The following is a 25,376-nucleotide window of genomic DNA, read 5'->3' on the forward strand; positions in this document are numbered from 1 at the left end:
TTTATTTATTAAAACGTCAATTGTAAACCAAAACCAACTTGTCTTGTATTAGGATATGCTCCTAAAGATAAGTTTGCATCAATCTCCGGATCCGGACCTGTATACTTTGTGAAAGTTAACAAGTTACGAGAAAGGAAGTAAAGCTTTGCGCCTTTAATGGCTTTTGTTTTATCTAAAATTGACCTTGGTAAGCTGTAACCCACTTGTAAGTTTTTCAATCTGATAAATGATGCATCTTCAATTAATCTGCTATCAAATTGTGTAAACTGTTGTGTTAAGTTGGGGAAGGTTGCATTTTGACCCGGCGTTTTCCAGTAATCTAAAACTGTAGTTGATTGGTTAAAACCTGGGAATGATGTTGGATTTTCAAAGAAATATCTATCATTGTTGATCATATATTTACCTTTAGAGTATGTAAAATCAACATTAATATATAAACCTTCGTAACCTGCCGCAAAACCAAAACCACCATTTAACCAAGCATAACGTTGGATACCTGTGTTCTGTTGTAAATTAGCTGCTGAGAAACTGCTTGTTACAGCATTAGGATCTGTTCTGGTAACGATACTTCCATCACCTGCATTAGGTACATACCACTGAGGTAAACCATTAGCAGGGTTAACACCCGCCCACATTGGATAAACATAAGAAACTGGTTCGCCAATTGCCCATAAAACCCCTGTTCCTGGATTCACGTAAAAGTTTTTACCTTGAAATAGTTCAGTGATTTTGTTTCTGTTCATATTCGCATTAATGTAAGGCGTTATATAAGCTCTGTGCTTATCGTTAATGTAAGCGTCAAAATCTAAAGTAATATCTACACCTTTATTCTGTAAAGCACCAACGTTTGTTCTAACTAAAGAATAACCTGTTGTGAAAACCTGAGGCACGTTAATTAATTGATTGCTTGTTTCGCGATAGTAAAATTCAACGTCTAATCTGATGCGGTTTAAAAACGATGCTTTAAATCCAGCACTTGTTTTTTGTTGTTTTTCCCATCCTAAATCTGGATTACCTGGAGCATTTTGAACTACACCCGGCAAACCATTGTAGTTTGGACTTCCGGCAGCGGTAGCTAAACTTTCATAGTTACCAATAGCAGAGTTACCACTTGTACCAGTACTCGCTCTAACGGTTAAGTCATTTAACCATTTAACATCTTTTAAGAAATCTTCTTGTTTAGCTCTCCACATACCACCTACAGACCAAAAGGTTGCCGTTTGTTTGTTTGCACCAAAACGAGATGATTTATCTTCACGGATTGAACCATCTAAGAAATATTTATTGCTAAAGTTATACTCTAAACGGCCAAATAAAGATTTGAAAGAGTATTCAGTTTTAGATGAACTAACGCCTCTATTCGTAGCATCTCCATTTTGAAGAATGAATAAACCATCATTTGGAAGTCTACTAGTGCTTGCAGCAAAATTCTGAATCACACCATCAACATATTCCTGTCCACCTAAAGCAGTGAAATTGTGCCTATCAATTGAAAACCTGTATTCGATAGTATTTGTAACAGTTTTATTCAATTTTCTCGAGTAAGATTCTGCTAACAAACCAGCACCTGGAAAGCGTACATCTGAAGCTAATCTTGCATCAGTTAATCTGTCAATATATCCATCAATACCGCCCTGAGATTTAATTGTAACATTTTTTACCGGAGTAATTTCCACAAAACCAGTTGGATTGAATGTTATTCTATTTCTATTATATGGTGTATTATCAGCAATATATCGAGGACTATATCTACCCCAACCTGGAATAATTGTACCGTAATACTCGTTTCCATTTGCATCATATGGTGAAAACCAAGGCTGAGCTAATAAAGCTAAAGGACCATTAGTATCATTACCAGCTAAATCATTAAGCTGTGTGTTTGAAGTACCTGCAGCTAAATTCATACCAATTTTAATGTATTGATTTAGTGTTGATGTTAAATTTGAACGTAGGGTATATCTGTCAAATCCTGAACGGAATCTATTTCCTTCTCCCTGGAAAAAACTACCAGAAATGTAATAAGCAGTTTTACCTCCACCACCAGACACTGTTAAATCAGTTTGATATGTAGGCACATCTTTTTTGTAATAGTAGTCATACCATTTTGTATCATTAGGATATTGTGCTAATAATGCAGCAGTTGCAGCTGGAGTTCTTAAGCCCTGTTCTATCTGTAATTGGCTCAACTGAGCTGTATTTAACATGCTTCTGTAAAACTTATCACTTGCAGGATTCGCCACAGAATATTGTCCTAATACTGAAATTGTTGCATCACTAGCTATTTTACCTCTTTTAGTGCTAACATAAACTACACCATTTGCCGCACGTGCACCGTAAATAGATGTTGAAGATGCATCCTTTAATACTGAAATGGTTTCAATATCATTTGGATTCATATTGGTAATAGTACTCTCTTCTACTTGGATACCATCCAATAAAAATAGTGGAGTATTACTAGCACCCAAAGAGCCAACACCATGCAATCTTAAAGTAGATGCTGAAGAAGGCTCACCTGAGGAAGTAAATACTGTTAAACCTGCTACTTTACCTTGCATTGCATCAAAAGCATTCGCAACTGGCTTATTTTCAACAGTTTTAGCGCTTACTGTTGCAACTGAACCTACAGTACCAGAAAGTCTTCTTCCAGATCCATAACCAGTGACTACAACTTCATCCAAAATTCTGTTGTCATTTTCTAATACCGCATTTAAAGTTGTTGCACCGGCAGATAATGCCTTAGTAATAGTGCTGTAACCAATAGATGAGAAGTCAAATTGCGCAGCACCAGCCGGCGCCTTAATGGTATACTGTCCATTTGCATTTGTGGTTGTACCTACTGTTGAATTTTTAATTCGCACGGTTGCACCAGGGATTGGTAATCCATCTTCCTTAGCTGTAACTGTACCAGTAATTGTTCGTTCCTGAGCTAACGCAGTTATTGCGAAAAGCATCATCACGAACAAACTTTGTAAAAGTTTTTTCATGAAATTTAAGTTAGTTAAATGTTAATTAGTTCATTATTCAACTCTAAATATAGAGTTCAAAAGATTTTTTTAACAAATTTTAACTAAAATCAAATATTTTATGATTTTTAAATGACAAACAAGATGGATTCTTCATTGTTTCCCCATTTTTTACAAAATATAGTTGTATGTTCTATTCTTTCAGGTTGTAAAGCAAAAAAGACTCAAAGAATAAATATTCTTCGAGTCTTTCCTAATAAGTTGTTAAGGAGAATTACTTCTTATCCCAGAAAACTTTTGAGTCAAAAGGACTTATCGTTCCTTGTTTAGTTACTTCTTCTCCATTAGTTCCTAATTCTGAGTTTGGATAAAGTAATCTTGCCGGATGCTTAGTTCCAATTGCCGCTAATGATAAAGGATTGTCAAGAGGGAATTTGGTTCTTCTGAAATCATTCCAAGATTCCCATCCACTTATGCTGTTTAAAGCTAACCATTTCTGGAAAATTATTGCCTGGATTTTATCTGTAGAAGTTGCAAAATTTACATTTTGTAATGGCTGAGCATAATAAGTAGCTGCCGCTGCAGCTGCATTAGTTACACCTAAGTAAACAAAAGATTCACTAATTCCTGAATTGTAGAATGTTTCTGCAGAACCAGTGATAAATCCTCTTTGAGCAGCCTCAGCTTGTAAAAACAAACTTTCTGACGATAACATAATTACTGATTTCTGAGTAGCAGATTTTAACAATCCACCAAGAGGTAAAAATGGAGAAAGCACGTTTGATTTATAAAAAGTTGCTTGTGCATCACCTGTATTTCTACCTAATTCTACTCCTTTATATATACCACCAACTGGTGTATATAATCTTGTAATACGTGGATCTGCAGTATTTAAATACTTATTAACAACATAAACAGTCGGGCGGGTTGCTCTATTGTTACCAGTTACCGCACCAGCAGCATCAGTATTATAACGTTCCCAGAAAGGATTCAGTTTACCTGAAGAACTTACGTAACCCGGGCTTGATAGTACAGATTCGCCTACACCAATAAAACCAGAACCTTCTGCTACTATTTTAGCAATTTCGGTTTGTATATAAGCTGTTCTTCCAGGAATTTCAGATTGTCTTAACAACATTCTTAATTTAACGGTATTAGCAAACTTAATCCAAAGCGTCATATTTCCAGCGAAGAAAATATCATCTGCACCTGGCTTAACACCACTGGTCCCAGCAGATTTAATAGCTGCAATACCAGCATCAATTAATGCCAAACTTCCTTCGTAAACCGCCTGTCCAGCATCGTATTTTGGTCTTAAAGCTGTTGTACCTTTTAAAGCATCAGTAAATGGAACGTTATTATATGCATCTGCCAATATCTGAAAATTATAAGCTTTCATAATTTTAGCGATACCCACATAATTAAGCAAACCACCAGCAGTTGCGCTTGTTTCAACAGCTTGATAATCATTTAAATTATCATAAGTAGTTTCCCAAACTGCACCACGAAATGATGATGTAATGTTATACTGCTTTTCATCAATATAATATAGATAATCGGTAGGTGGCGCCCAATAGCCTGACCAAATTGAGCCTAACTCGTTTAATGAAACCGCCACATTAGATGTTGTTCTGTTTAATGCAGATGACAAAACCAGCGGTGGTGAAGCGATAACAGGATCATTTGGATTTGAATTTATATCTAGGAAATTCTTCTCACATCCTGTAAGTACAGCAGCGCCAATAAGCGCTACTGATAAATATTTTGATAACTTCTTCATAAGACTAGAATGTTACATTTAAGTTAAAACCATAAATTCTTGTTGGAGGAGCAATATAATCTGATATACCTGTAGAGTTACCATCAGTAAAGCTGAATTCAGGATCTGTAAAGATATTTTCTTTCGGTAACCAGGTTAATAAGTTACGACCAACTAATCCAATACTTGCTCTTTTAACAACTTTTTGCTTGCTTAACCAAGATGCAGGAAGATTGTATGTTAATGATAACTCTCTTAACTTAACAAAAGTTGCATCATTAACATAGTTTTCCTGAATGTTTCTATATTGACCATACCAGTAATCAAAACCACCATCAAGCGTTTTAACCGATGTATTTGGAATAAAATTACCTGAGCCAGCTGGAGATTCAATTGATGAATTAGGCACTACAAACGGCAATCTGTCATATTGAGCACTGGTGTAAGATAAACCAGTAAAATCATTCAAGTTACCTAAAATGTTATAAAAAACGTTACCTGTTCTGTAATCAATTTGACCAGCAAGAGTGAAGTTTTTATAACGTACGCTTGTGTTAAAACCTAGGTTAGTAGGTGCGTTAGTTTGACCTTGATTTAATAAAGCTCCAGCATTTTTTGGATAACCAGTTGTTCCATCTACCACAATTCTGCCTTGAGGGTCTCTTAAGTAAGATGTTGTTTTAATTACCGGGTAAGCTTCACCTTTTACTGCATAAACATAAGCTGAGTTAGCGTATCCACCAAGAGGAATTTCATTAACACCTTGGTACAAATCAAGCACTTTATTGTTAAAGTGAGAATAATTAATACCAACGTTCCAAGTCCAGTTTGTGCTTCTTACCGCAATCGCTCTTAAACTTAATTCAATAGTTTTATTAGTAACACGACCAGCATTAACAAAAGCATTACTATAGCCAGTAGAGAAAGATGTTGAAATTGGAATAATCTGACCTTTAGAATCGCTATAAGCATAGGTACCTTCGAAGTTAATTCTATCGTTAAAGAAACCCAATTGAATACCACCTTCATATGATTTTACGAACTCAGGCTGCAAATCAGGATTAGCGAAAGTATTACCTACAGAGAAACCAGGAAGGTTTCCGTATGGAAAGCCCGCACTAATGTTAAAAGCTGTTTCTAAATTATAAGCACCTAAGTTAACGTTTGCTGTTTTGTTAGCAGACACATATGCTTTACCAAATGAAAGCGGGCTATTTTCTTTAATAGAAGGGAAAGCATTCGAAAACACAAATGATAATGCAGCAGCTGGATAGAAGTAAGATCTATTAGTTGCATTTAAAACAGAAATCCATTCGTTTCTTCCTGTAACCGCTAAGTGCAGGTAATCTTTGTAATCAACATTTAATTCACCAAAAACAGCAACTTGTCTCCTTTGAGTATATTTAGATTCAACAGTAGCTTCACCTACACGGTTAGAAACATTGTATAAACCAGGAATAACTAATGCATTTGCAGTTTCAGAAGTATATTTCGTAAAATCGTTTCTAACGTTGTTACCTGCAAGTAAGCTAAATTTAAAGTCTCCAACGCTGTGATTAGCCTGAAGAATAATATCAGAGTTTAATCTTCTGAAATTATCTGCTCTATCAGTAACATTACCACTTGCATTTGTTGGTCTATCATAAGCAGTTGTGTAAGCTACTTTTTGATAATATTGCTTGAAATTACTGTTGGTATTAAAAACGCCCAATCTATATGTAGCACTTAACCATTTAGCAAATTCATACTTTAATTCACCTGTACCGTTAAAAGTTTCAGTACGAGTGTTTTTACGGTTATTGTCAATTTCCCAATAAGGATTTACATAATATCCTGAGAAATAACCGTTAGGCGTAGCAAACTGATTATTCTCCCAATCTTTCAATTGAGTAATCGGCACGTTTTGAGGAATATTTAATAAGTTGTTGTAAACGTTAGAAGCTGTTATTTTTGGATTTGCAACAGCATAGTTAGCCGTAAATGATGCAGTTAGTTTTCCAAAAGTACGACTAGCATTCATTCTAGCACTTGTTCTTCTGTTCTCATCTTTAGGAATGATACCTTTGATTTTAACATCTTGAACAGAGAAGAAATAGGTTGATTTATCATCACCACCAGAAAAAGATAAGTCGTTTTGGAAAGTTCTACCAGTATCCCAGAAATTCATTTTCTCGTTTTCGATAGCTGAATAAGGTAATTTCCATTCTGCACCATTTGCTAAGGTTGGTCCAACAGTTACAATGCTACCATCGTATTTTGGTCCCCATGATGTATTTTCAAAAGGCACATAAGTATTTAAATCGTATCCATTACCAAAAGATTCCTGCATTTTAGGCATGTAAGCAACAGTTTCTAACGAAGTAGTGCTGCTGAAATTTACCTGATTGTTACCGCTTTTACCCTTTTTAGTTGTTACAATTAAAACACCGTTAACACCTTCAGAACCATAAAGAGAAGCAGCGTTAGCACCTTTCAGTACTGTTACATCTTCAACATCATTTGGGTTTAAAGCTGCTAATACATCTTTTGGAACAGGAACACCATCAACAACAATTAATGCTTCGTTATTACCTGTTAATGAACGGTTACCACGTAAAATAACACGTGTAGATGGATTTACACCGTTGTTATTTAAGTTGATTTGTAAACCAGCTACTTTAGATGCCAAACCTGTAACTAAGTTGGTTACTTTACCTTCTGTTAAAGATTTGTTATCAAGTGTTTGACTGCTGTAACCAGTTGTAGCTGCAGATCTTCTGATACCTAAAGATGTTGTAATAACAACTTCGTTTAACGATTGAGCATCAGCAACCAATACAATGTTAATTGTGTTTGATGTACCAACTGTTCTTGATTGTTTTGTGTACCCGATTGAAGTAAATTCAAGGACGGTACCTGCCCCAACATTAAGAGTAAATTTACCAGTTGCATCGGTAGATGTTCCAGTATTAGCTCCCTTAATTCTAACGCTTACACCCGGAATCGGCAATTTGTCGTCCGCTGAAGTAACCGTTCCAGTGATTGTTCGATCTTGCGCCATTGCCGTTACAGCAACGAACATAAGTATGAACAAACTTTGTAGAAGTTTTTTCATAATTTGAAAATAGGTTAGTTAATGATAGTTAATAAAGTGCTAAAGTATAGTTAGTTGGCAATAACACCAAATTTATCTTTAACATTTTTTAACATTTAACACTTCAAATTATGTTAAGCGCATACACTCAACATTAAAGTTACATTAAAATGAAAAGTGATTAATAAATTAAAGCCGGATTATAATGGAATTAAACCTCCATTATAATCCGGCCAAAATCTCTGAATTAATTAAAGCAATATTAGAATTTGCTAGTAGCTACAGAAAATAATATTTCCAAAAAGTGTCTTTCCACCTTCCCAAAAATTTCTAAAAAGTGGATCATTTGCAAGGTAAACGATGCTTCCTCTTCCAGAATCCTGAACGCCAATTAACAAGCCGGTTTTTAACTCTTCGCGAGCTTTTTTACCTACAACTCCAGCCATTAAACTTTTATCTGATAGCTGACCAACATTCCAACCTTTGGTTAAAGGTTCGTAAATTTTACGATCAGTTTTTAATGAGTAGTAGTTTTTACCCAAACCATAAGCAAACGGATGGGAAGCATCCATGTTAATCTTATAAATAGCGCCCGGGATACTGTTTTCGTAATCGTCTCTATCTTTATCTTTAAAAAGAAGTTTACTTGGCTCTGGCTTTTCATCTTTCTTAACTACCGCTTCTTTCCTTTTAATATCGAAACCTTTTTTATCCAGCACACTTTCTATTGCATCTTCCATTAAAATTAACTTCCCGCCTCTATTAATCCAGCCTTTTAAGCCTTCATCAATAAAACTGGTATAACTTCCATCTGGAAGAATTACAGTATTAACCTTATTAATATCTAAGTTGTTTAAGTCTCGGGCGTTAATGATTACTGGTGATAAGCCTAAATCATGTTCTATATAATACCAAACCTCACCAAAGGCTAATGAAGAAACTTCGCTACCTGAAACAATAGCAATTTTAGGCTGTTTTAAAATTGGATAAACAGATGAACCAAAGTCTTTTCCTTTATCTACAAAACCGCTTGTAATGGCTTGAACAGGCTTACCTACTTCTTTAGCAATTTTAACAACTTTATCTCTTAATGTTTTAACCGTTTTCTCATTTTCTACCCTTAAAACAATTAATGTTCCGGCGCTATAATCTTTTCCAGCTACAGAAAAAGCCTGATCTGCTTGTCTAACTTTAATACCTTCCTTTTGCAAAGCACTCAAAACCTGAGCATCTTCACCTGTTCCCCAACCAAATAACCAAGCCAGCGGTTTATCTAAATCATTAGAAATAATTTCAGCATCCTGCATTGAGCTATACTTGCCCTTAATACTTTCTTTACTTGCATAAGCTTTTAACCCATAAACATAAGGCAAAGCCCACGCGGTAATGTCGTATGTATTTGAATCGGTAACAACGGTTTGAGGTTCTAAAAGTACATTTGCAAGCACAGCACGAGATTGTTGAAGATTTACAATTAGATCATTACGACCAATTATAAAGTTTTCTTCCTTTTGAGTATCATAATCGTAACCTCTACCGCCTTTATCTCCACCAAAAGCAAACTCAATTTTATTTTTAGTTAAGAGTTCTGCTAATTTCTTTAAACGAGATAAGTTTGTTGGTTTAATAATATAACTTTTATAAACACCTGGAGAAGTGGTTAATTCTTGCTGAAAGTATTTCTTATACTCATCTAAAAGTTTTGTGTGGTTTAAAGATGTAACCTCAAGCGTTGACATTCCTGTAGTGTAGTGATGGGCAATTCTGTCTTTAAGCGTTAAGGTATCACCATCATTCGTTACAACCGATAACCCGGCTCTGATTCCACCTTGCTCATACGTCATACCAATTGCTCCATTGTATAATGGATATGTATCTCCATAAGATGGATAAAGTAAATCGAAACGTTCTTTTGTGAAATATTGCCAACCTTGAGCATCAAAATATTTTGCGTTATTTTTACCTACAACAATTTGAAAGCTTTTTTGCCAAGGTGTAATGTCTTGATGAACAGGCTCTGCAGCGGGTGCAAAATAATACGGGTCATTGTAGCTTTGCTCATGGAAATCGACATGAACCTGAGGCATCCATTGGTTATATAAATTTAACCTTTGCTTACTTTCGAGCTGTGTTTGCCACGCCCAATCTCTATTCAAATCGAAATAATAATGGTTTGGTCTGCCACCCGGCCAAGGTTCAATATGCTCTCTTGATGAAGGATCTGAATTTGGTTTACTACCAACAACACTATTAAAATAGTTTACATAACGGTCTCTACCATCAGGATTTAAACATGGATCGATAACTACAACTGTATTTTTTAACCATTCATTTGCTGGCTGATTTGTTCCTGAAACCAAATTGTAAAGCATTTTCATAGAAGTTTCAGTAGAATTTGCTTCGTTTCCATGCACATTGTAGCTTAACCACAAAATACCTGGCTGACTTGCCAAATCAATTCCACTCGATTTTCCCGTAGCAAGCGAAAGGTTATTATTCCTGATTTGTTCAATTTTTGAAATATTTTCTGGTGATGAAATAACGGCAACCATTAAAGGTCTTCCCTCGTTGGTTTTACCATATTCAATTAATTTTACATTTTTCGAAGAGGCCAAAGCCGTTTGCCTAAAATAATCGGCAACCTTATAATGTGGCGTAAAATGTGTACCGAGTTCATAGCCCAAAAATTCATCAGGAGATTTAACCTGAGCAGAAACAAACAGTATAGAGCTTAATAAAAGCAAACAAAGCGTTAGCGTTTTCTTCATTTTAAAATAAAATTTACCTAATGTACAAATTTTGTTTTTTGTTGATGCTAAAGCTTAATTTTACAGCATATTTTTTACGATGAGTATGTTAACAACCGAAAAGCTTTATAATTATTTTTTAGAAAACCCTTCTATATCTACCGATACGAGAAGTATTACTAAAGGAAGTATCTTTTTTGCCTTAAAAGGCGATAATTTTAATGCTAACGAATTTGCGCAACAAGCGGTTGATAATGGCGCATCTTACGCTATTGTAGATGAAGCAAAATATGCAAATGAGCGATGTCTTTTAGTTGAAGATGTTTTATCTGCTTTGCAGGATTTAGCTCGCCACCATCGTAAACAATTAAAAATTCCTGTAATTGGTTTAACGGGAAGTAACGGAAAAACTACCAGCAAAGAACTTGTAAATGCTGTTTTAGCAGAGCGATACAAAACCTTTGCAACTTTTGGCAACTTGAATAACCACATTGGCGTACCGCTTTCCATTCTTTCTATTACAAATGATGTGCAAATTGCAATCATCGAAATGGGCGCTAATCATCAAAAGGAGATAGAATTACTTTGCACAATTGCACAACCAACTCATGGCATTATTACAAATGTTGGCATGGCCCATTTAGATGGTTTTGGTGGTTTCGAAGGTGTGAAGAAAGGAAAAGCAGAACTTTACGCTTATTTAAAAGAAACAAATGGTTATACTTTTATCAATAGAGATAATTCGTATTTGCAGGAAATGTGTGCAACCGCTGGTTTAAGCAAACTTATTTATTACGGAACCGAAAACGGGAATACCATAAAAGGTAATTTAAAAAGTAGTGATCCTTTTATTGAGGTTGAATGGACTAATCACGAAGTTTCATCAACCGTTAAAACAAACCTAACGGGAAGCTACAATTTCGAAAATATTTTAGCTGCGATTTGTATAGGTGATTTTTTTGATATGGAAGTTGATGAAATAAACAATGGCTTATCTAATTATCAACCGAAAAACAACCGATCTCAGTTAACCAAAACAAAAAACAATACTGTGATTTGTGATTTTTACAATGCAAATCCAAGCAGCATGAGTGCCGCCCTAACAAATATTTCTTCATTATCTGCGGAAAATAAAACGGTGATTTTAGGAGATATGTTTGAACTTGGAGAGGAATCAGCCTTGCAGCACGAGATTATTGCAAATCAAGCCGTTGATAGCAGTTTACAGGAAATTATCCTGATAGGAAAATACTTTTTTGTTTTGAAAGATAAACTTGATGCCATCTTTTTTGAAACACCGACAGAAGCCGCAACCTATCTTCAAGAAAAACCGATTAAAAATAATCTGGTGCTTTTAAAGGGTTCGAGAGGCATGAAACTGGAGAATTTACTACAGTATTTATAACTTACTGTGTTTCTTCTACCAAAATACCTGCATCGGTAATTTCTAATAATGGATTGTCACGCATGTTTTGCTCAATCTCGATAGAAAACTTACCATTTCTTGGAAAATGATGCTTAGTTAATAATGGCAAATTGTAACTGAAAATATTACCAGAGCCACTACCAAGCCATTCACCATCATTTTTAGCGAGTTTATATTGATATCTTTTGGTTATTTTATTTATTCCATCAACAAAGTGCGCCAAAATAAAAATGTTAGAATACTTATAATCCGCTGTATGCCTTAACTTAAAATACAAGTTATAGCTTTTGCTATTATCCTTAATATCAAAAGAAGTAATTATCCGATTTCTGTAAGTCCATTTGCGGTCGGTAATTTCATTATTACTATCCACAACGCCGGGCTTACATCCTAAAAAAAATGTAGCAATTAATAAAATGCAAAACAAGGGTGCAAATTTCTTATTCTGCAGCTGGTTTATTATCTGAGCCATTTTCCTTGCGGCGATTATTGTTTTTCCTTCTGTTATTTCTATTCCTGTTTTTATTTTGCTCGGTTTTATTCCCTTCAACTGGTATGCTTCCATCAGCACTAACAACAGCTTGCGTTTGCTCGCCCTGAGGTTTTTGATTTTTATGTTGAGGTTTTGGTCCGTTTACATGTGCAGGCTTAGGCACCGCCTGCGGCTGATTTCTTTGATTTTGATTCTGTTGTGGTTTTTGCCCTTGTTGTTGCGGCTTTCCGTTACCTTGTTTTTGCTCCTGATTTTGCGGACGCTGATTAGGATTTACATTCGGAGCTTTATCGCCTCTGTTTTGGTTACTTTTACCCTTTTTATTTTTGTTGTTTTTATTTCTAGAACGTTCGTCTAACCTTGTTAAACTATCCTGACCAACAACATTTTCATAATCGAAAGATTTCTCTACAACAACTGGAGCAGCAATTTGTACCGCTTCTTCTTTTAAGTTTGGCGCTTTTTTGCCAGCCTTATTCATTGCCATGATTTCTTTAACACGAGCCGCAGCGACCGGAATCCAGTTTTCATCGCCCTGATAACTAAACCACATTACCTTCTTAAAAATATCAGTTTTTTGATGACGGGCATAACCTGCTTCTGTGTCAAGGTTTTCAATTCTATCTGGAATATCTTTTAAAGCATCCAGGTAAGTATCAAGTTCATAGTTTAAGCAACATTTTAACTTTCCGCACTGACCAGCAAGCTTTAAAGTATTTAATGATAAGTTTTGATAACGTGCCGCAGCTGTAGACACGGTTTTGAAATTGGTTAGCCAAGTAGAGCAGCATAATTCGCGACCGCAAGAACCGATACCACCTAAACGTCCAGCTTCCTGGCGCATTCCAATCTGGCGCATTTCTATACGAATACGGAAACTCTCTGCCATTTTCTTAATCAACTCACGAAAATCTACACGTCCATCTGCTGTATAAAAAAACGTTGCTTTAGTTTTATCTGCCTGATAATCAACATCGCTAATTTTCATTGATAAACGTAAATCTAATGCAAGTTTACGGGCTTTGTGCATGGTTTCCCATTCCATCCCTTTTGCTGCATTCCATTTTTCAACATCAGCTTCTGTTGCTTTACGGTATATTTTTTTCGTAACCTGGTCGATATTGGTTTTACGGCGTTTCATTTGCACACGAACCAATTCTCCGGTTAAAGAAACGTGCCCAACATCAAAGCCTCCAGTTGGACCTTCAACGGCAACAAGCTCGCCAATTTCGAGATAAATATTATCAGTATTAACGAAAAACTCTTTACGAGAACCTTTGAATTTTATTTCTGTAACCTGAAAAGGTTTATAATTTGAGGGCATATCCAGGTTGGATAGCCAATCGTGAACTTCCATTGTTTGGCACCCACCAGTGCCGCAAGAGCCATTACTTTTGCATCCATTAGGGGTGCAACCACCACCTGTAGAACAACTTCCACATCCCATAGCTAATTGTATATATATTGAGTCCCCGCAGGGAGCGTTTTAAACTTGATAATTTTTACCAATTGTAAAGATACATCTAAAAACAGAATTTTCGGGTTTGCATTTCTTTCAATATGGTAATGTGCCGTTTCTAATTCGGCAATAATGGCTTCTGCCATTGGCAAAGTAAGCACATGCGTACTTAGCTTTTTAGCAGTTTCTAGCGTTAATGGAGGTAATTTCACCAACTCTTCAGCTCCGCTGAGAATTAAACAACACTCCCGTAAATAATTTATGCCATACTTTAAAAAATTCTTCTGATTTTCTCTGCCCCATTTTGCAGCTTCGTCGGTAAAATCAATTAAATCGGGTACTTTATTACTGTAGCCATTTCTTAGCCAAGAAGCAAAAGTGCCAGAACTATCATTCTGTGTATCAGCCGCCAAAGCCTTTGCTTCAATTATGTTTCCATCAGCCAAAAAAGCATAATCAATTGCCTGGTTATCGCTAACGCTACTGTTTGCAAGCAAATAATCAGACACTTCCTGATTGCTCAGCTTCGGAATTTTAACAATTTGTGTTCGGGAAAGTATAGTGGTTAAAATTTGCTCCTGGTTTTGAGCGATTAAAATAAATAATGTATTGGCGGGTGGTTCCTCAATCAATTTTAACAAAGCATTTCCTGCTTTATCCAAATATTCTGGCAACCACATAATTAAAACTTTCGTTTCAGCTTCGAAAGCTTTATAGCTTAATTTCTTAATAATATCATGGCATTCTGAAATTGGAATATTTGGCTGTTTATTTCCGGCATCTAGCTTTGAGCGCCAGATATCCATATCGAAATAAGTATCTCCAAGAACCATATTTCGCCACTCATCTAAAACATCTACAGCTGTTTTAATACTTGTAGAAGCGAAAAACGGATAAGAAAAGTGCAAATCGGGGTGAATTAAACGCTCATATTTTCTGCAACTTGCGCAACTGCCACAACTATCATCAGCAACTTTTTCTAAACAATTTATGTACTGTGCATAGGCAATAGCAAGTGGCAAAGCACCTGCACCTTGAGGTGATAAAAACAACTGCGCATGGCTTATCCGGTTTTCTTTAACCGTTTGCACCAACTGTTGCTTAATTCGCTCTTGTCCTATTATTTCTTTAAACTGCATTTGGTGCAAAATAAGAATTTGAATTGAAATAAGTTAAATTACCCTTATATTTTGACCTAGACCAAACCCTGTCAAACCTATATAATTATAGTTCAAGCGGTTTCAGAAATTAAAACTTAGACAAAATTAACTGTGTAACATGGGTGTGACTATTTTTTTCATATATTTGGCACCCAACCGAAACGCTCAACTAACTATTGTTTATCAGAATGAACCTCTTAAAGTCTTTATTGTGGCTATTCCTGTTGCTGTACACAATAGTAGGCTTTACTCAGAATAAATCTAAGCTTATAAAAATTATTGTTTTTAATGAAAAGAATGTTCCTTTCGAGAATGTAACGGTACAACTCTTATCTGCAAAAAACATCATTTTAAAATCTGGAAAAACAGACAAAAAGGGTTCGGTACTTTTTAGCGAACCAATTAAGGGCAATTATTATTTTAATGCAAAAGCTGTTGGTTACGAAAGCCGTAAATCAACAATGATTAAATCTCCTTTTGTACTAAGCACCATTAATTTAAAAATTCTACCAAGCAGCCAAGTACTCAAAGAGGTGGTAGTTGAAGGCAACAAATCGCCAATACAGCATATTCAGGGAAAAGTTATTTTAAATATTGATGCGGGCGCTACAAATGTTGGTACAACCGTGTTGGAATTGCTCGAGAAATCACCTGGCGTAATGGTTGATAAAGATGGGGTAATCAGTTTACAAGGCAAATCAAATGTTTTGGTAATGATTGATGAAAAACCAACTTATTTAACTGGTGGTGATTTGACTAATCTGTTAGCGAGTATGAGTTCGGCACAGGTTAATCAAATCGAATTAATGACCAATCCATCCGCAAAGTATGATGCGAGTGGGAATGGCGGTATCATAAATATCAAGACCAAAAAAATTACTCAGGAAGGATTTAATGGTTCGGTGAGTATTATTGGAGGTTGGAGTAGAGATTATAAAAATAATAATGGATTGTTGTTAAACTACAAAAAAGGCAAAATCAATGCCTTCGCAGCTATAAATTATAACATTAATAACAACTTCACCGATATTTACGCTTACAGAAGTTATTTAGGACAGAATAATAATGTAACCGGAATTCTTGATCAGAATACCGCAATTGCTAACCTTTTACACTATAAATTTGTTAAGACAGGCGTAGATTTCTATGCTTCGAAAACCACAACAATTGGCTTTTCTGCTAGTGGAACGTTAATTCAAAGAGATGGAAATAGCGACGCCATTGCAACCTGGAAAAAGACTAACGGAGCAGTTGATTCTGCCATATCTACAGTAAGTAATAGCTTATATAAATTTAGAAATGGAGCATTAAATCTTAATTTAAAGCAATCTATTGGCAAAAACCAGGATTTATCTGTTGATGTAGACTTGCTAAGATATAGCATGAATAACAATCAACAGTTTACCAACAGATTGATTTCAACCAACAGCTACAATCAAGGCACTGATATTCAAATACCATCAACAATTAAAATTTTTTCTGCTAAAGCAGATTATACAATTCGCCTGAACAAAAACAACACTTTCGAATCTGGATTTAAATCCTCATCAATAAGTACAGATAATAATGCTGATTATGTAAACATTAATGAGCTTATTCGCACCAGAGATTTAAATAGAAGTAATCATTTTAAATACAAGGAAAATATTAATGCCTTATATGCTAGTTTAGAGCATAGGGCTGGAAAAATAAATGCGCAATTTGGCTTACGCTTTGAAAATACAGATTACGATGCCAATCAATTAGGGAATAGTGCCAAACCAGATTCATCGTTTTCAAGAAGTTATGCAAATTTATTTCCTTCAGGATATTTAAGTTACCAAACCGATTCTTTAAACACTTTTACAATAACTGCAAGTAGAAGAATTGATAGGCCGGCTTATCAAAAGCTGAATCCATTTACATTTATTGTTAACAAATACACCATTCAAAGAGGTAATCCATATATCGTTCCACAATACAGTTGGAATGTAGAATTGAGTCACCGCTACAGTCAATTATTAACCACAACGGTATCTTACAACATTATTAAAGATTACTTTTCACAACTTTTCTTATCAGAAGGCACAAATATTTTAATTTACACAGATGGAAATGTTGGGGAGATGAAAAATCTTGGGTTATCAGCATCGCTGCAATTATCGCCAACTAAATGGTGGTTGTTTAACGGACAGGGGAATTTTAATTATAAAAAATTTAACGGCTATCAAAACGTTAGCTACCGATCATCTGTAAACCAATTTCAGTTTAACATCAGTAACCAGTTTACTATTTTAAAAACACTCAGTGCCGAACTTTCTGGTTTTTACATTACGCAGGCACGTAACGATTTGCAAGAATTGCTTTATCCAACCGGTCAGATTTCAGCAGGTTTATCTAAAACGATTCTTAAAGGCAAAGGAACTTTAAAATTTAGTGCCAGAGATATTTTCTTTAACCAGGCGATGGAAGGTTTAACGGATTTTCCACAGGCGCAAGAATATTTTAAACTAACACGAGATAGCCGTCTTTTTTTCTTAAGCTTTAGCTTTCGTTTTGGGAAACCTTTAAAATTACCTAAACGGTCAAACGGTGGTGTTACCGATGAAATGAAAAGGGCAGGCTCTTAGTTCTGATTTGTAATTTCCTCTGCAAAAAACCAATTTATTAAAAAATCTTACCTTTGAGGCTTGTTAACAAACCTAATCTAATAAAATTTAGGTTTTATACTTCGATATGCCCAGAATCCTTGCCTTCGATTATGGAACCAAACGCATCGGCATTGCCGTTACCGATCCATTACAAATTATAGCCACAGGTTTAGATACCGTTCATCCAAAAGATGCTATCGAATACATTAAGAAATATATTTCTACTGAGCAAGTAGAAGCTTTTGTGATAGGCGACCCTAAACAAATGGACGGTTCTGATTCTGATTCGAAACAACACGTAAAAGGTTTTTCAACCTCATTAAAAAAAGCTTTTCCAACAATTCCTCAACATTGGGTTGATGAACGTTTCACTTCTAAAATGGCACATCAAACCATTATGCAAAGTGGTTTAAAAAAATCAGACAGAAGAGATAAAGAACGTGTTGATACCATTGCCGCTACCATTATTTTACAATATTTTATGGAAAGTAACCGTTTATAACCAAACAAAATGAGCCTGATAAACGACGATTTACAAGATTTACTTCTAAACTATTGCGAGCCTGAAAGTGAATTGCTTCAGCAAATAGATAGAGAAACCAACTTAAAAGTGCTGATGCCGAGAATGCTATCCGGACATTATCAAGGCAGGGTTTTGAGTATGCTGAGCAAAATGGTTTCTCCAGATAGGATATTAGAAATAGGAACTTTTACTGGTTATGCAACGCTTTGTTTAGCAGAAGGCTTAACAAACAACGGAATTATTTACACGCTTGATATTAATGTTGAGCTTGAGGAAATGGTGCGCAGTAGCTTTTCAAAATCTCCTTACAACGATAAAATCAAATACATTTTAGGCGATGCCACTCAAACAGTAAATAAGCTTGATGAGATTTTCGACATCGTTTTTATCGATGCTGATAAAAAAAATAATGGTACTTACTACGATTTGATATTCGATCGTGTTCGCCCTGGTGGAATTATTATTGTTGATAATGTACTATGGAGTGGAAAAGTACTTCAGGAAAAACAAGACAAAGACACCAAGAATATTACTAGCTTTAATGATAAAATAGCTGAAGATAAGCGAGTTGAAAAATTAATTTTACCGGTTAGAGACGGCCTTTTTGTGATAAGGAAACTGGGTTAAGCGTGTAATTGTTTAAACCGGTTAACTGGATTTAGAAGGTGATAAACCATTTAAACAGTTAACCAATTAACCAACGATGATGAAAATTTTTACTTTTTGCCTTTTACTTTTTAGTGTATTTATTTCGAAAGCACAAGAAACAGAAGAATACATAACGGATCATGCAGAATTTGCGCAAACCTTAATGCGTGATCATAAACTACCAGCGAGTTTAATATTAGCTGTAGCCATTCACGAATCGGCTGCCGGAAATAGCAGAATTGCTCAGTACCTAAACAATCATTTTGGTGTTAAAGGCCCAAATAACAATACTGAAATTCGATCTTCTTACCGCGATTATTTAAGCGCCGACGAATCTTACAGCCATTTTGTAGAGATTATGGAAACCCGTGCTCCATTTAATAATCTTTTCGAAAAATACGATCAGTATGATTATAAAGGTTGGGCAAGAGGCATACAGCGTTCTGGTTATGCACATAGTAGAACCTGGGCAAGCCAGGTAATTGCAATGGTTAAAAAGTACGAATTGTACAAATACGATGAGCGCCCGGAAGATTACGTTGAACCAGTTTACAAATCGGCATATAGAAGAAAAAGCAGTAAAGCCAGAGTTTCAAAAAATTACACCGTAAAACCAGGCGATAATTTAAGCGTAATTGCAAAAAAGAAAGGCACAACCGTTAAAGCTTTAATGAATAAAAATGGCTTAAAAAAGGCCAACCTTAAGCCTGGTCAGAAAATCAAATTATAAATTGCCATCATCAAAATACATCAACCAAAATATGAATATTAAACACATTTGCTTTGCTCTTATTGCTCTATTTTTAAGCTCTTGCTCATCAAGAAAATTCAGCAAGAACAATAAACAGATAGAAAAGGCTGCAAACAAAGCAAATAACAACACTTATAAAAGCTATAATACACTAAGTTATATAGACGAATTTAAAGCTGTAGCGATAGAGGAAATGAATGCCTTTGGTATTCCGGCAAGTATTACATTGGCGCAAGGTATTCTGGAATCGGGTAGTGGAAACAGCGATTTAGCGAAATATGCGAATAATCACTTCGGTATTAAATGTACATCCGATTGGAAAGGCAAAAATTATTTCAGAGATGATGATCAAAAAAATGATTGTTTCAGGGTTTACAAAGATGCCCGCGAATCGTTCAAAGACCACTCAGAGTTTTTAAAACGCAAACGCTACAGCGCACTTTTTCAGTTAGATAAAAATGATTACAAAAGCTGGGCCTTAGGTTTAAAGCAAGCTGGTTATGCAACAAATCCAAAATATCCTGATTTGTTAATTAACATGATTGAGAAATATCAGCTTTATCAGTACGATCAATCTGAAACGGAGAAACAAAAAATCGCAAGAGAAGATCGGGTTTTCTCCGAGATAAATGAAAACATCCCATTGGAAAAAAAGAAATTTACACCAGTAGAAACGCCTCCTCCGGGTGCAAAACCAATTTTAGCCGATGGAACCTACACCGTAATTAAAGGCGATACACTTTATAACATTGCCAAAAGATTTAACATTGGTGTAGAAGATTTAAAAATTTTAAACAATTTAACTACAGATGGCATTAAACTTGGGCAGGTATTGAAGGTTAAATAATGTTAATCGGCATAAGTACTGCCCCATTAATTGTAGTTTTGTTATTCAATGAGATTTTTAATAGCGTTTGCTTTTTTTATTGGCCTTTCGGCGATGCTCTTTGCACAAACAAAACCTGTGCAAGGCGTGGTTATTGATAAGGAATCCAAACAAAGGCTAGCAAAAGTTTATATTTACAATACCAGGAGTGGTGATGGGCTTTACAACACCACAAAAGGTGAATTTAGTACCTTTGCAGTTCCTGGCGATACTTTGGTTGCCGCTTTGGCTGGTTATGGTGTTGATACTGTAATTTTTAAAGGTCAGTCTGCAGCATATTTTCAATTAAAACCGCTCGGAATTCGTTTAAGAGATGTATTGATACAACAAAAAAGATTAACACCGCAGCAGCAGTACGAAAAATCGATTAAGGAATTTCGTTATGCAACCCAAAGAGGCAGCAGTAAAGATTTATTAAATTTTGGAAACGGCGGTGTTGGTTTGGGTATTGATGCTATTTATAATTTGCTGAGCAGACAAGGCAAAAACGCCAGACATTTACAGAAGATTTTAGAGAAAGATTATCGGGAGGATTTGATTGATTATCGCTACAATCCGAATCTTGTACAGCAAATTTTGGGTTTAAAAGAGGCTGAACTAAAAGATTTTATGGAGCAATACCGTCCAACTTATCAGTTTGTTTTAGAAGCATCTGATTATTCGTTTAATATGTTTGTTAGAAATGCTTATAAAAGTTACAGGGCAAATCCCAGTGCTTTAAGATTACCACAATTGCCACAATTAAGTATCGATAAACTGTGAGAGCTCCCGTTTTAATTATTAAACGATTACCAGCCAATGGCATGGCCATATTTCCATTCATTTTAGTTAAGCGGAAAACAGATAAAAATAATGTCTCGCTAATAAATCACGAGAAAATACATTTAAGGCAGCAATTAGAATTACTCATTTTACCATTTTACGCCATCTATTTATTTAACTATTTAATTAACCTCCTGGTTTATAAAAAGCATCATCTGGCTTATATGAAAATTGTTTTCGAACAGGAAGCTTATGATAATGAGGATAATTTAAGCTACCTTAAAAACAATAATTGGTTTGGCTGGATAAAAAATGTTAGGGCATTAAAACTACCATAAAACGTTAAAAACATTTTGCCTTTTTGGATTATAATTTATCATATTGATACTGAAACCTTTTAATCTCTAATAAATTTTCTTTTTCTTTGTACCTAATGAAGAAATATTTAGCCGTCATAATCATCTTTTTAAGCCTCAGTTCTACTAAGCTATATGCTCAGGAAGTTGATACTATTCCTATCGACACTAAAGATTTGAACATAAAGCTAAAGCGTAGCCCGTTACCAAGCAGAATATTACCATTATCTTTCGAACCTGTTAAATTGCGTCCGGCGGTGGTTAACGCAAAGGTTAATTATTGGAAAACCAGAACATCGGTTGGCATAAACATTAACCAGGCACAATTTAGTGATAACTGGAAGGGTGGTGGTGTTAACTCAATAGCAGTAGGTGGTTTAGTTAACTGGAAAGCCGAGTATAGCAAAAACAGTTACAGCTATGTTAGTGAGGTAATTTTGCAATACGGAAAAATTAAAAATAAAGATCAGCTGCAAAAGAAAACCAACGATAGGATTTTCTGGGATAATAAGGCTTCATTTCAATTATCTAAAAACTGGTATTTCTTTGGTTCGATAAACTTTGAATCTCAGTTTGATAATGGTTTTTCATATTCCGTGGTAAACGGTGTTGAAACAGCTAAGTTAATTTCAAAATTTATGGGTCCGGGTTATTTAACTGAATCTGTAGGTTTTGAGTATAAGCCAAATAAATATTTCTCTACCCGTTTTGGTACAGGTACAGCCCGCCAAACTTTTGTGTTAGATCAGGAACTTTATAATGAGCCAGATCCTGTTAAAAGACTTACCCAAAAAGTTTATGGTGTAGAATATGGCAAAAAAATAAAGAACGACCTTGCATTCCAGATTGTATCTGCTTTTGATAAAGACATATTTACCAATACCAACCTGAAAGCAAGATATGCAATGTTAATTCCTTACGAAAATTTCAGGTATTCTAGAATTGATCATCGTTTAGATGTTGCGTTAACTGCGAAGATTAACCGTTTTATGAACACGAGCTTAACAGGAATTGCGCTATTTGATACCGATATGCAAACTAACAAAATACAAGCCAGCCAGACTTTAGCTTTGGGTTTTGCATTTGTTTTTCCTAGATAGTTTTTTGTTTTTGCAGGAGCTCACTTTGTTAAATAAACCTGATTAAACGGAAATACTTTTTGTAAACCTTATAGCTTTAATAGCAATAAGGAAAGCAACCTATAAGATTTATCTAAAAGATTGGAGTGAAAGCAGGACTGATGGCCGCCACAAGCAACCAAACATTCATTTCCAATTAAATCTTTTTGTGCTTTTTCTTTAAGTCGAGGTAATCTACAAAATATAAAACCTTAACCGATAAGCTATTATTCTGTGGTGCAGATAAAATTCCGCTCAAATTTCGGTTGTATTTTTCCAAATAGTAGGTTTGATACGTTTCTGCGGCATCTTTATACGATAACGTTAATGTGCTGCCCGGCGCAAATTGCCAGGTATATATTAAATCAACATTGAAAACATTATAATTTCTATCTGTGCCGGTTGGCGTAGTACCTTGATAATCGGCTAAGTTTCCATCTGGTTTAAGCAGATAAAATTCTTTATTTCGCCTATCGCTCCAATAATGGCGAAATACAACGGCTACGCCCATCAAATTTGTGAAAGTATATTTAGCATCGAAAGAATTTTCTACCGTTCGGCGGTCGTACCTAGAGAAAATAGATTGATTGCCTTGCATGGTTGCCCAGTTTACATAATTGTAACTTGGGTTAAAGTATAAATCTAAACCAAAAGCGACTTTGTCGTTTAGCCTAAAGTTTTGAAATAAGTAATAGTGATAAGACTTGCCTTTAAATAATTGCTGCTCTCTAAAGCGAATGTTACCGCCGAAGTTATACGCTTTAGCCCGATTTGGATTGATGAACAAACCAACTTGATACGTTTCTGGCGCTTTGTAAACTTGTCCGTTTCTGGCTTCGTAAAAATCGTTCCCCTTAGCGCCATAATTTGCATTAAACTCTGCCGACCATAAATTTTTAAACCTAACGTATGTTCCTGTTTCTATTTCATAGTTTTGGTAATCGCCAGGATTTACCCTTCTCGAATAAGACATACTGAACCAACTTTGCCATTCGTTGTACCATTTGCTTGGTTTAAAAATGTTATAACCAAAGCCCACACGTTGATCTAAAAAGTTGTTGTTTGTAAAAAAGCCCATATCCGATGGGTCAAATTTATCATCTGCATAAACCTGATTATAGCTCCAGTTAAAATTCCCACTTTGCTTGCCAAACCTTAAAGAGTAACTGTAGCCAGTACTTGTTTCTGCACCACGCAAATAACTCATTTTACCACCGCCGTTAACAAAATACTTGTTGTCTTTGTTGTTCAGGTTAAAAAGTAGTGCCGAAACATTGGCATCGTAAGCACTGCCTTGCCTTAAAACGTTGGTGTTTATAAATGTTGCTGAGCTGTTATTTTTTAAAGATTGATCGAAAACCAGAATGTTATAATTGGTTAAAGGCTGGGTTTCTACCTCGCGAAGATTGCCATTTGCATCTTCAACCTCGGTTTGCATGCTATTGGTTATTGCATTAAAAATACCAACACCTAAACCTTTTGCGGTTCTGCCTGAGATTTTAGTTGCGTTTAGCACTTTAGCTTCCGTTTGGTCTTTAATAATCTTATCGCCCGCACCAATTTCACTGTAATTAGAGTATGATGGAATCGAGCCAATACGTTTCGAATAGAACAAATCGCCTTTATTAAACAATTCGGTTCCTTCAGTAAAAAATTGCCTGTTTTCGTTAAATTTTACTTCAAACGGAGTAAGGTTTAAAATGCGGTTATCTGATTGCACCTGACCAAAATCTGGCACCAACGTCATATCTAAAGTGAAGCTATTATTTATGCCGTACTTAACATCCATACCTCCGTTAAAGCGAGCTGTAGTGTTTTTAACGCCTGGCAAATTTGCAGGGAAATGGTTTACATAAGCAGAAAGATATGGTGAAAAAGAAAGTCTTACAGGTGGCTTAATGTTAGTTAAGCCAGTCCATAAACCTTCCTGATTAATGAAGCCGTTAACTTTTGGGTCAACAAAATTCCAGAAAGTTTGTGTGTTGCTTCTTTGAATTCTCCTGCTAAAATTTAAACCCCAGTTTTGAATATCCTTACTTGAAAAACGGAGCGCAGAATAGGGAATTTTCATTTCACAAGTCCAGCCTTTATCGTCAATTTTTACTGCACTTTCCCACACCGCATTCCAGTTTGGGTCTTCATCGCCAACTTGAGAATATTTTGCATCGAACTGTACACCCGCAGCGGTTACAAAGAAGCCGTTACCATTCATTTTATCGTAAAACGGATCTACAATTATCGAAATAAAATCAGCGTTACCAATATTATCTCTCGAAACCAGCTCATGCGAAACGCTATCCCTCGCATCATACATGCGGGCGTAAACGTAAATCGCCACATCGTCGTACAAAACTTTCATTTCTGTTCGTCTATCTTGCTTTTCAACGCGGCCAGGTACGGGTCTGATTTCGAAAAAATCTGTTGCAATTGGCACATTTATCCAGCAGGCATCATCTAAAACGCCGTCTATTTTCGGTGTTTCAGCAGTACGAACTGCTTTTAATTCCTTTTGTTTAGATGGGTCTTGAGCAAAAATAAAGCTCATAGATAACACCAACAAAAGGGTTAGATAGAATTTCATAAGTTTGGTTTGGTAAGCATAAGACTCTTAAACTTTAGAAA

At 35.5% G+C, this 25,376-nt stretch carries 17 protein-coding genes; 9 read left to right on the plus strand and 8 right to left on the minus strand.

What is annotated here, in order from left to right:
• Positions 1–8 precede the first annotated feature (8 nt).
• From ACO05K_RS16560 to ACO05K_RS16575, 4 genes are all read right to left on the minus strand, one after another.
• The gene (locus ACO05K_RS16560; RefSeq protein WP_421945532.1) at positions 9–2,984 is read right to left on the minus strand and encodes a SusC/RagA family TonB-linked outer membrane protein; all 2,976 of its coding nucleotides are present in this window, start codon (positions 2,982–2,984) and stop codon (positions 9–11) included.
• A gap of 253 nt (positions 2,985–3,237) precedes the next feature.
• Positions 3,238–4,743, minus strand: a complete 1,506-nt coding sequence (locus ACO05K_RS16565) for a SusD/RagB family nutrient-binding outer membrane lipoprotein (RefSeq protein ID WP_421945533.1) — start codon at positions 4,741–4,743, stop codon at positions 3,238–3,240.
• 4 nt (positions 4,744–4,747) lie between these two features.
• Complete coding sequence (locus tag ACO05K_RS16570) at positions 4,748–7,816, minus strand: SusC/RagA family TonB-linked outer membrane protein (protein ID WP_421945534.1); 3,069 nt, start codon at positions 7,814–7,816, stop codon at positions 4,748–4,750.
• A gap of 251 nt (positions 7,817–8,067) precedes the next feature.
• On the minus strand, positions 8,068–10,563 hold the full coding sequence (locus ACO05K_RS16575; protein WP_421945535.1) for a M14 family metallopeptidase: 2,496 nt from the start codon (positions 10,561–10,563) through the stop codon (positions 8,068–8,070).
• An 85-nt stretch (positions 10,564–10,648) separates the two neighbouring features.
• On the opposite strand from ACO05K_RS16575, the gene ACO05K_RS16580 reads away from it, so the two are divergent.
• Positions 10,649–11,947: a UDP-N-acetylmuramoyl-tripeptide--D-alanyl-D-alanine ligase gene (locus ACO05K_RS16580; RefSeq protein ID WP_421946303.1), complete on the plus strand. Its 1,299-nt coding sequence runs from the start codon at positions 10,649–10,651 to the stop codon at positions 11,945–11,947.
• Position 11,948: 1 nt separating this feature from the next.
• On the opposite strand, the gene ACO05K_RS16585 is transcribed toward ACO05K_RS16580, so the two are convergent.
• From ACO05K_RS16585 to ACO05K_RS16595, 3 genes are read right to left on the minus strand one after another with little or no spacing between them, the layout of a single operon-like run.
• Positions 11,949–12,440 (minus strand): gliding motility lipoprotein GldH, encoded by a 492-nt coding sequence (locus ACO05K_RS16585; RefSeq protein WP_421945536.1) that lies wholly within the window; start codon positions 12,438–12,440, stop codon positions 11,949–11,951.
• A complete protein-coding gene (locus tag ACO05K_RS16590) occupies positions 12,409–13,908 on the minus strand; it encodes a PSP1 domain-containing protein (protein ID WP_421945537.1) in 1,500 nt (499 codons plus the stop codon). Before ACO05K_RS16590 ends, ACO05K_RS16585 begins: the two co-directional genes overlap by 32 nt.
• Positions 13,909–13,910: 2 nt before the next feature.
• On the minus strand, positions 13,911–15,059 hold the full coding sequence (locus ACO05K_RS16595) for an ATP-binding protein (protein WP_421945538.1): 1,149 nt from the start codon (positions 15,057–15,059) through the stop codon (positions 13,911–13,913).
• A gap of 209 nt (positions 15,060–15,268) precedes the next feature.
• Between ACO05K_RS16595 and ACO05K_RS16600 the strand changes: the two genes are divergently transcribed.
• The 8 genes from ACO05K_RS16600 (at position 15,269) to ACO05K_RS16635 (ending at position 22,736) form a co-directional block, all read left to right on the plus strand.
• On the plus strand, positions 15,269–17,689 hold the full coding sequence (locus ACO05K_RS16600; RefSeq protein ID WP_421945539.1) for an outer membrane beta-barrel protein: 2,421 nt from the start codon (positions 15,269–15,271) through the stop codon (positions 17,687–17,689).
• A 106-nt stretch (positions 17,690–17,795) separates the two neighbouring features.
• Positions 17,796–18,212: a Holliday junction resolvase RuvX gene (gene ruvX, locus ACO05K_RS16605; protein WP_421945540.1), complete on the plus strand. Its 417-nt coding sequence runs from the start codon at positions 17,796–17,798 to the stop codon at positions 18,210–18,212.
• A 9-nt stretch (positions 18,213–18,221) separates the two neighbouring features.
• Positions 18,222–18,860 carry an O-methyltransferase gene (locus ACO05K_RS16610; protein ID WP_421945541.1) on the plus strand — a complete coding sequence of 213 codons (639 nt, stop codon included), beginning with the start codon at positions 18,222–18,224 and terminating at the stop codon, positions 18,858–18,860.
• 76 nt (positions 18,861–18,936) lie between these two features.
• Positions 18,937–19,611 carry a glucosaminidase domain-containing protein gene (locus ACO05K_RS16615; RefSeq protein ID WP_421945542.1) on the plus strand — a complete coding sequence of 225 codons (675 nt, stop codon included), beginning with the start codon at positions 18,937–18,939 and terminating at the stop codon, positions 19,609–19,611.
• 31 nt (positions 19,612–19,642) lie between these two features.
• Positions 19,643–20,479 carry a glucosaminidase domain-containing protein gene (locus tag ACO05K_RS16620; protein ID WP_421945543.1) on the plus strand — a complete coding sequence of 279 codons (837 nt, stop codon included), beginning with the start codon at positions 19,643–19,645 and terminating at the stop codon, positions 20,477–20,479.
• Positions 20,480–20,527: 48 nt separating this feature from the next.
• Positions 20,528–21,280 carry a hypothetical protein gene (locus ACO05K_RS16625; protein ID WP_421945544.1) on the plus strand — a complete coding sequence of 251 codons (753 nt, stop codon included), beginning with the start codon at positions 20,528–20,530 and terminating at the stop codon, positions 21,278–21,280.
• Positions 21,277–21,618, plus strand: a complete 342-nt coding sequence (locus tag ACO05K_RS16630; RefSeq protein WP_421945545.1) for a hypothetical protein — start codon at positions 21,277–21,279, stop codon at positions 21,616–21,618. The genes ACO05K_RS16625 and ACO05K_RS16630 overlap by 4 nt, the downstream gene beginning before the upstream one ends.
• 95 nt (positions 21,619–21,713) lie before the next feature.
• Positions 21,714–22,736, plus strand: coding sequence for a DUF3078 domain-containing protein (locus ACO05K_RS16635; RefSeq protein WP_421945546.1), 1,023 nt, complete (start codon positions 21,714–21,716; stop codon positions 22,734–22,736).
• Positions 22,737–22,911: 175 nt separating this feature from the next.
• Here the strand turns inward: ACO05K_RS16635 and ACO05K_RS16640 are convergent, their stop codons facing one another.
• Positions 22,912–25,335 carry a DUF5916 domain-containing protein gene (locus ACO05K_RS16640; protein ID WP_421945547.1) on the minus strand — a complete coding sequence of 808 codons (2,424 nt, stop codon included), beginning with the start codon at positions 25,333–25,335 and terminating at the stop codon, positions 22,912–22,914.
• Positions 25,336–25,376 lie beyond the last annotated feature (41 nt).

It is taken from the genome of Pedobacter sp. (assembly GCF_965227205.1).
Classification (GTDB): Bacteria; Bacteroidota; Bacteroidia; order Sphingobacteriales; family Sphingobacteriaceae; genus Pedobacter.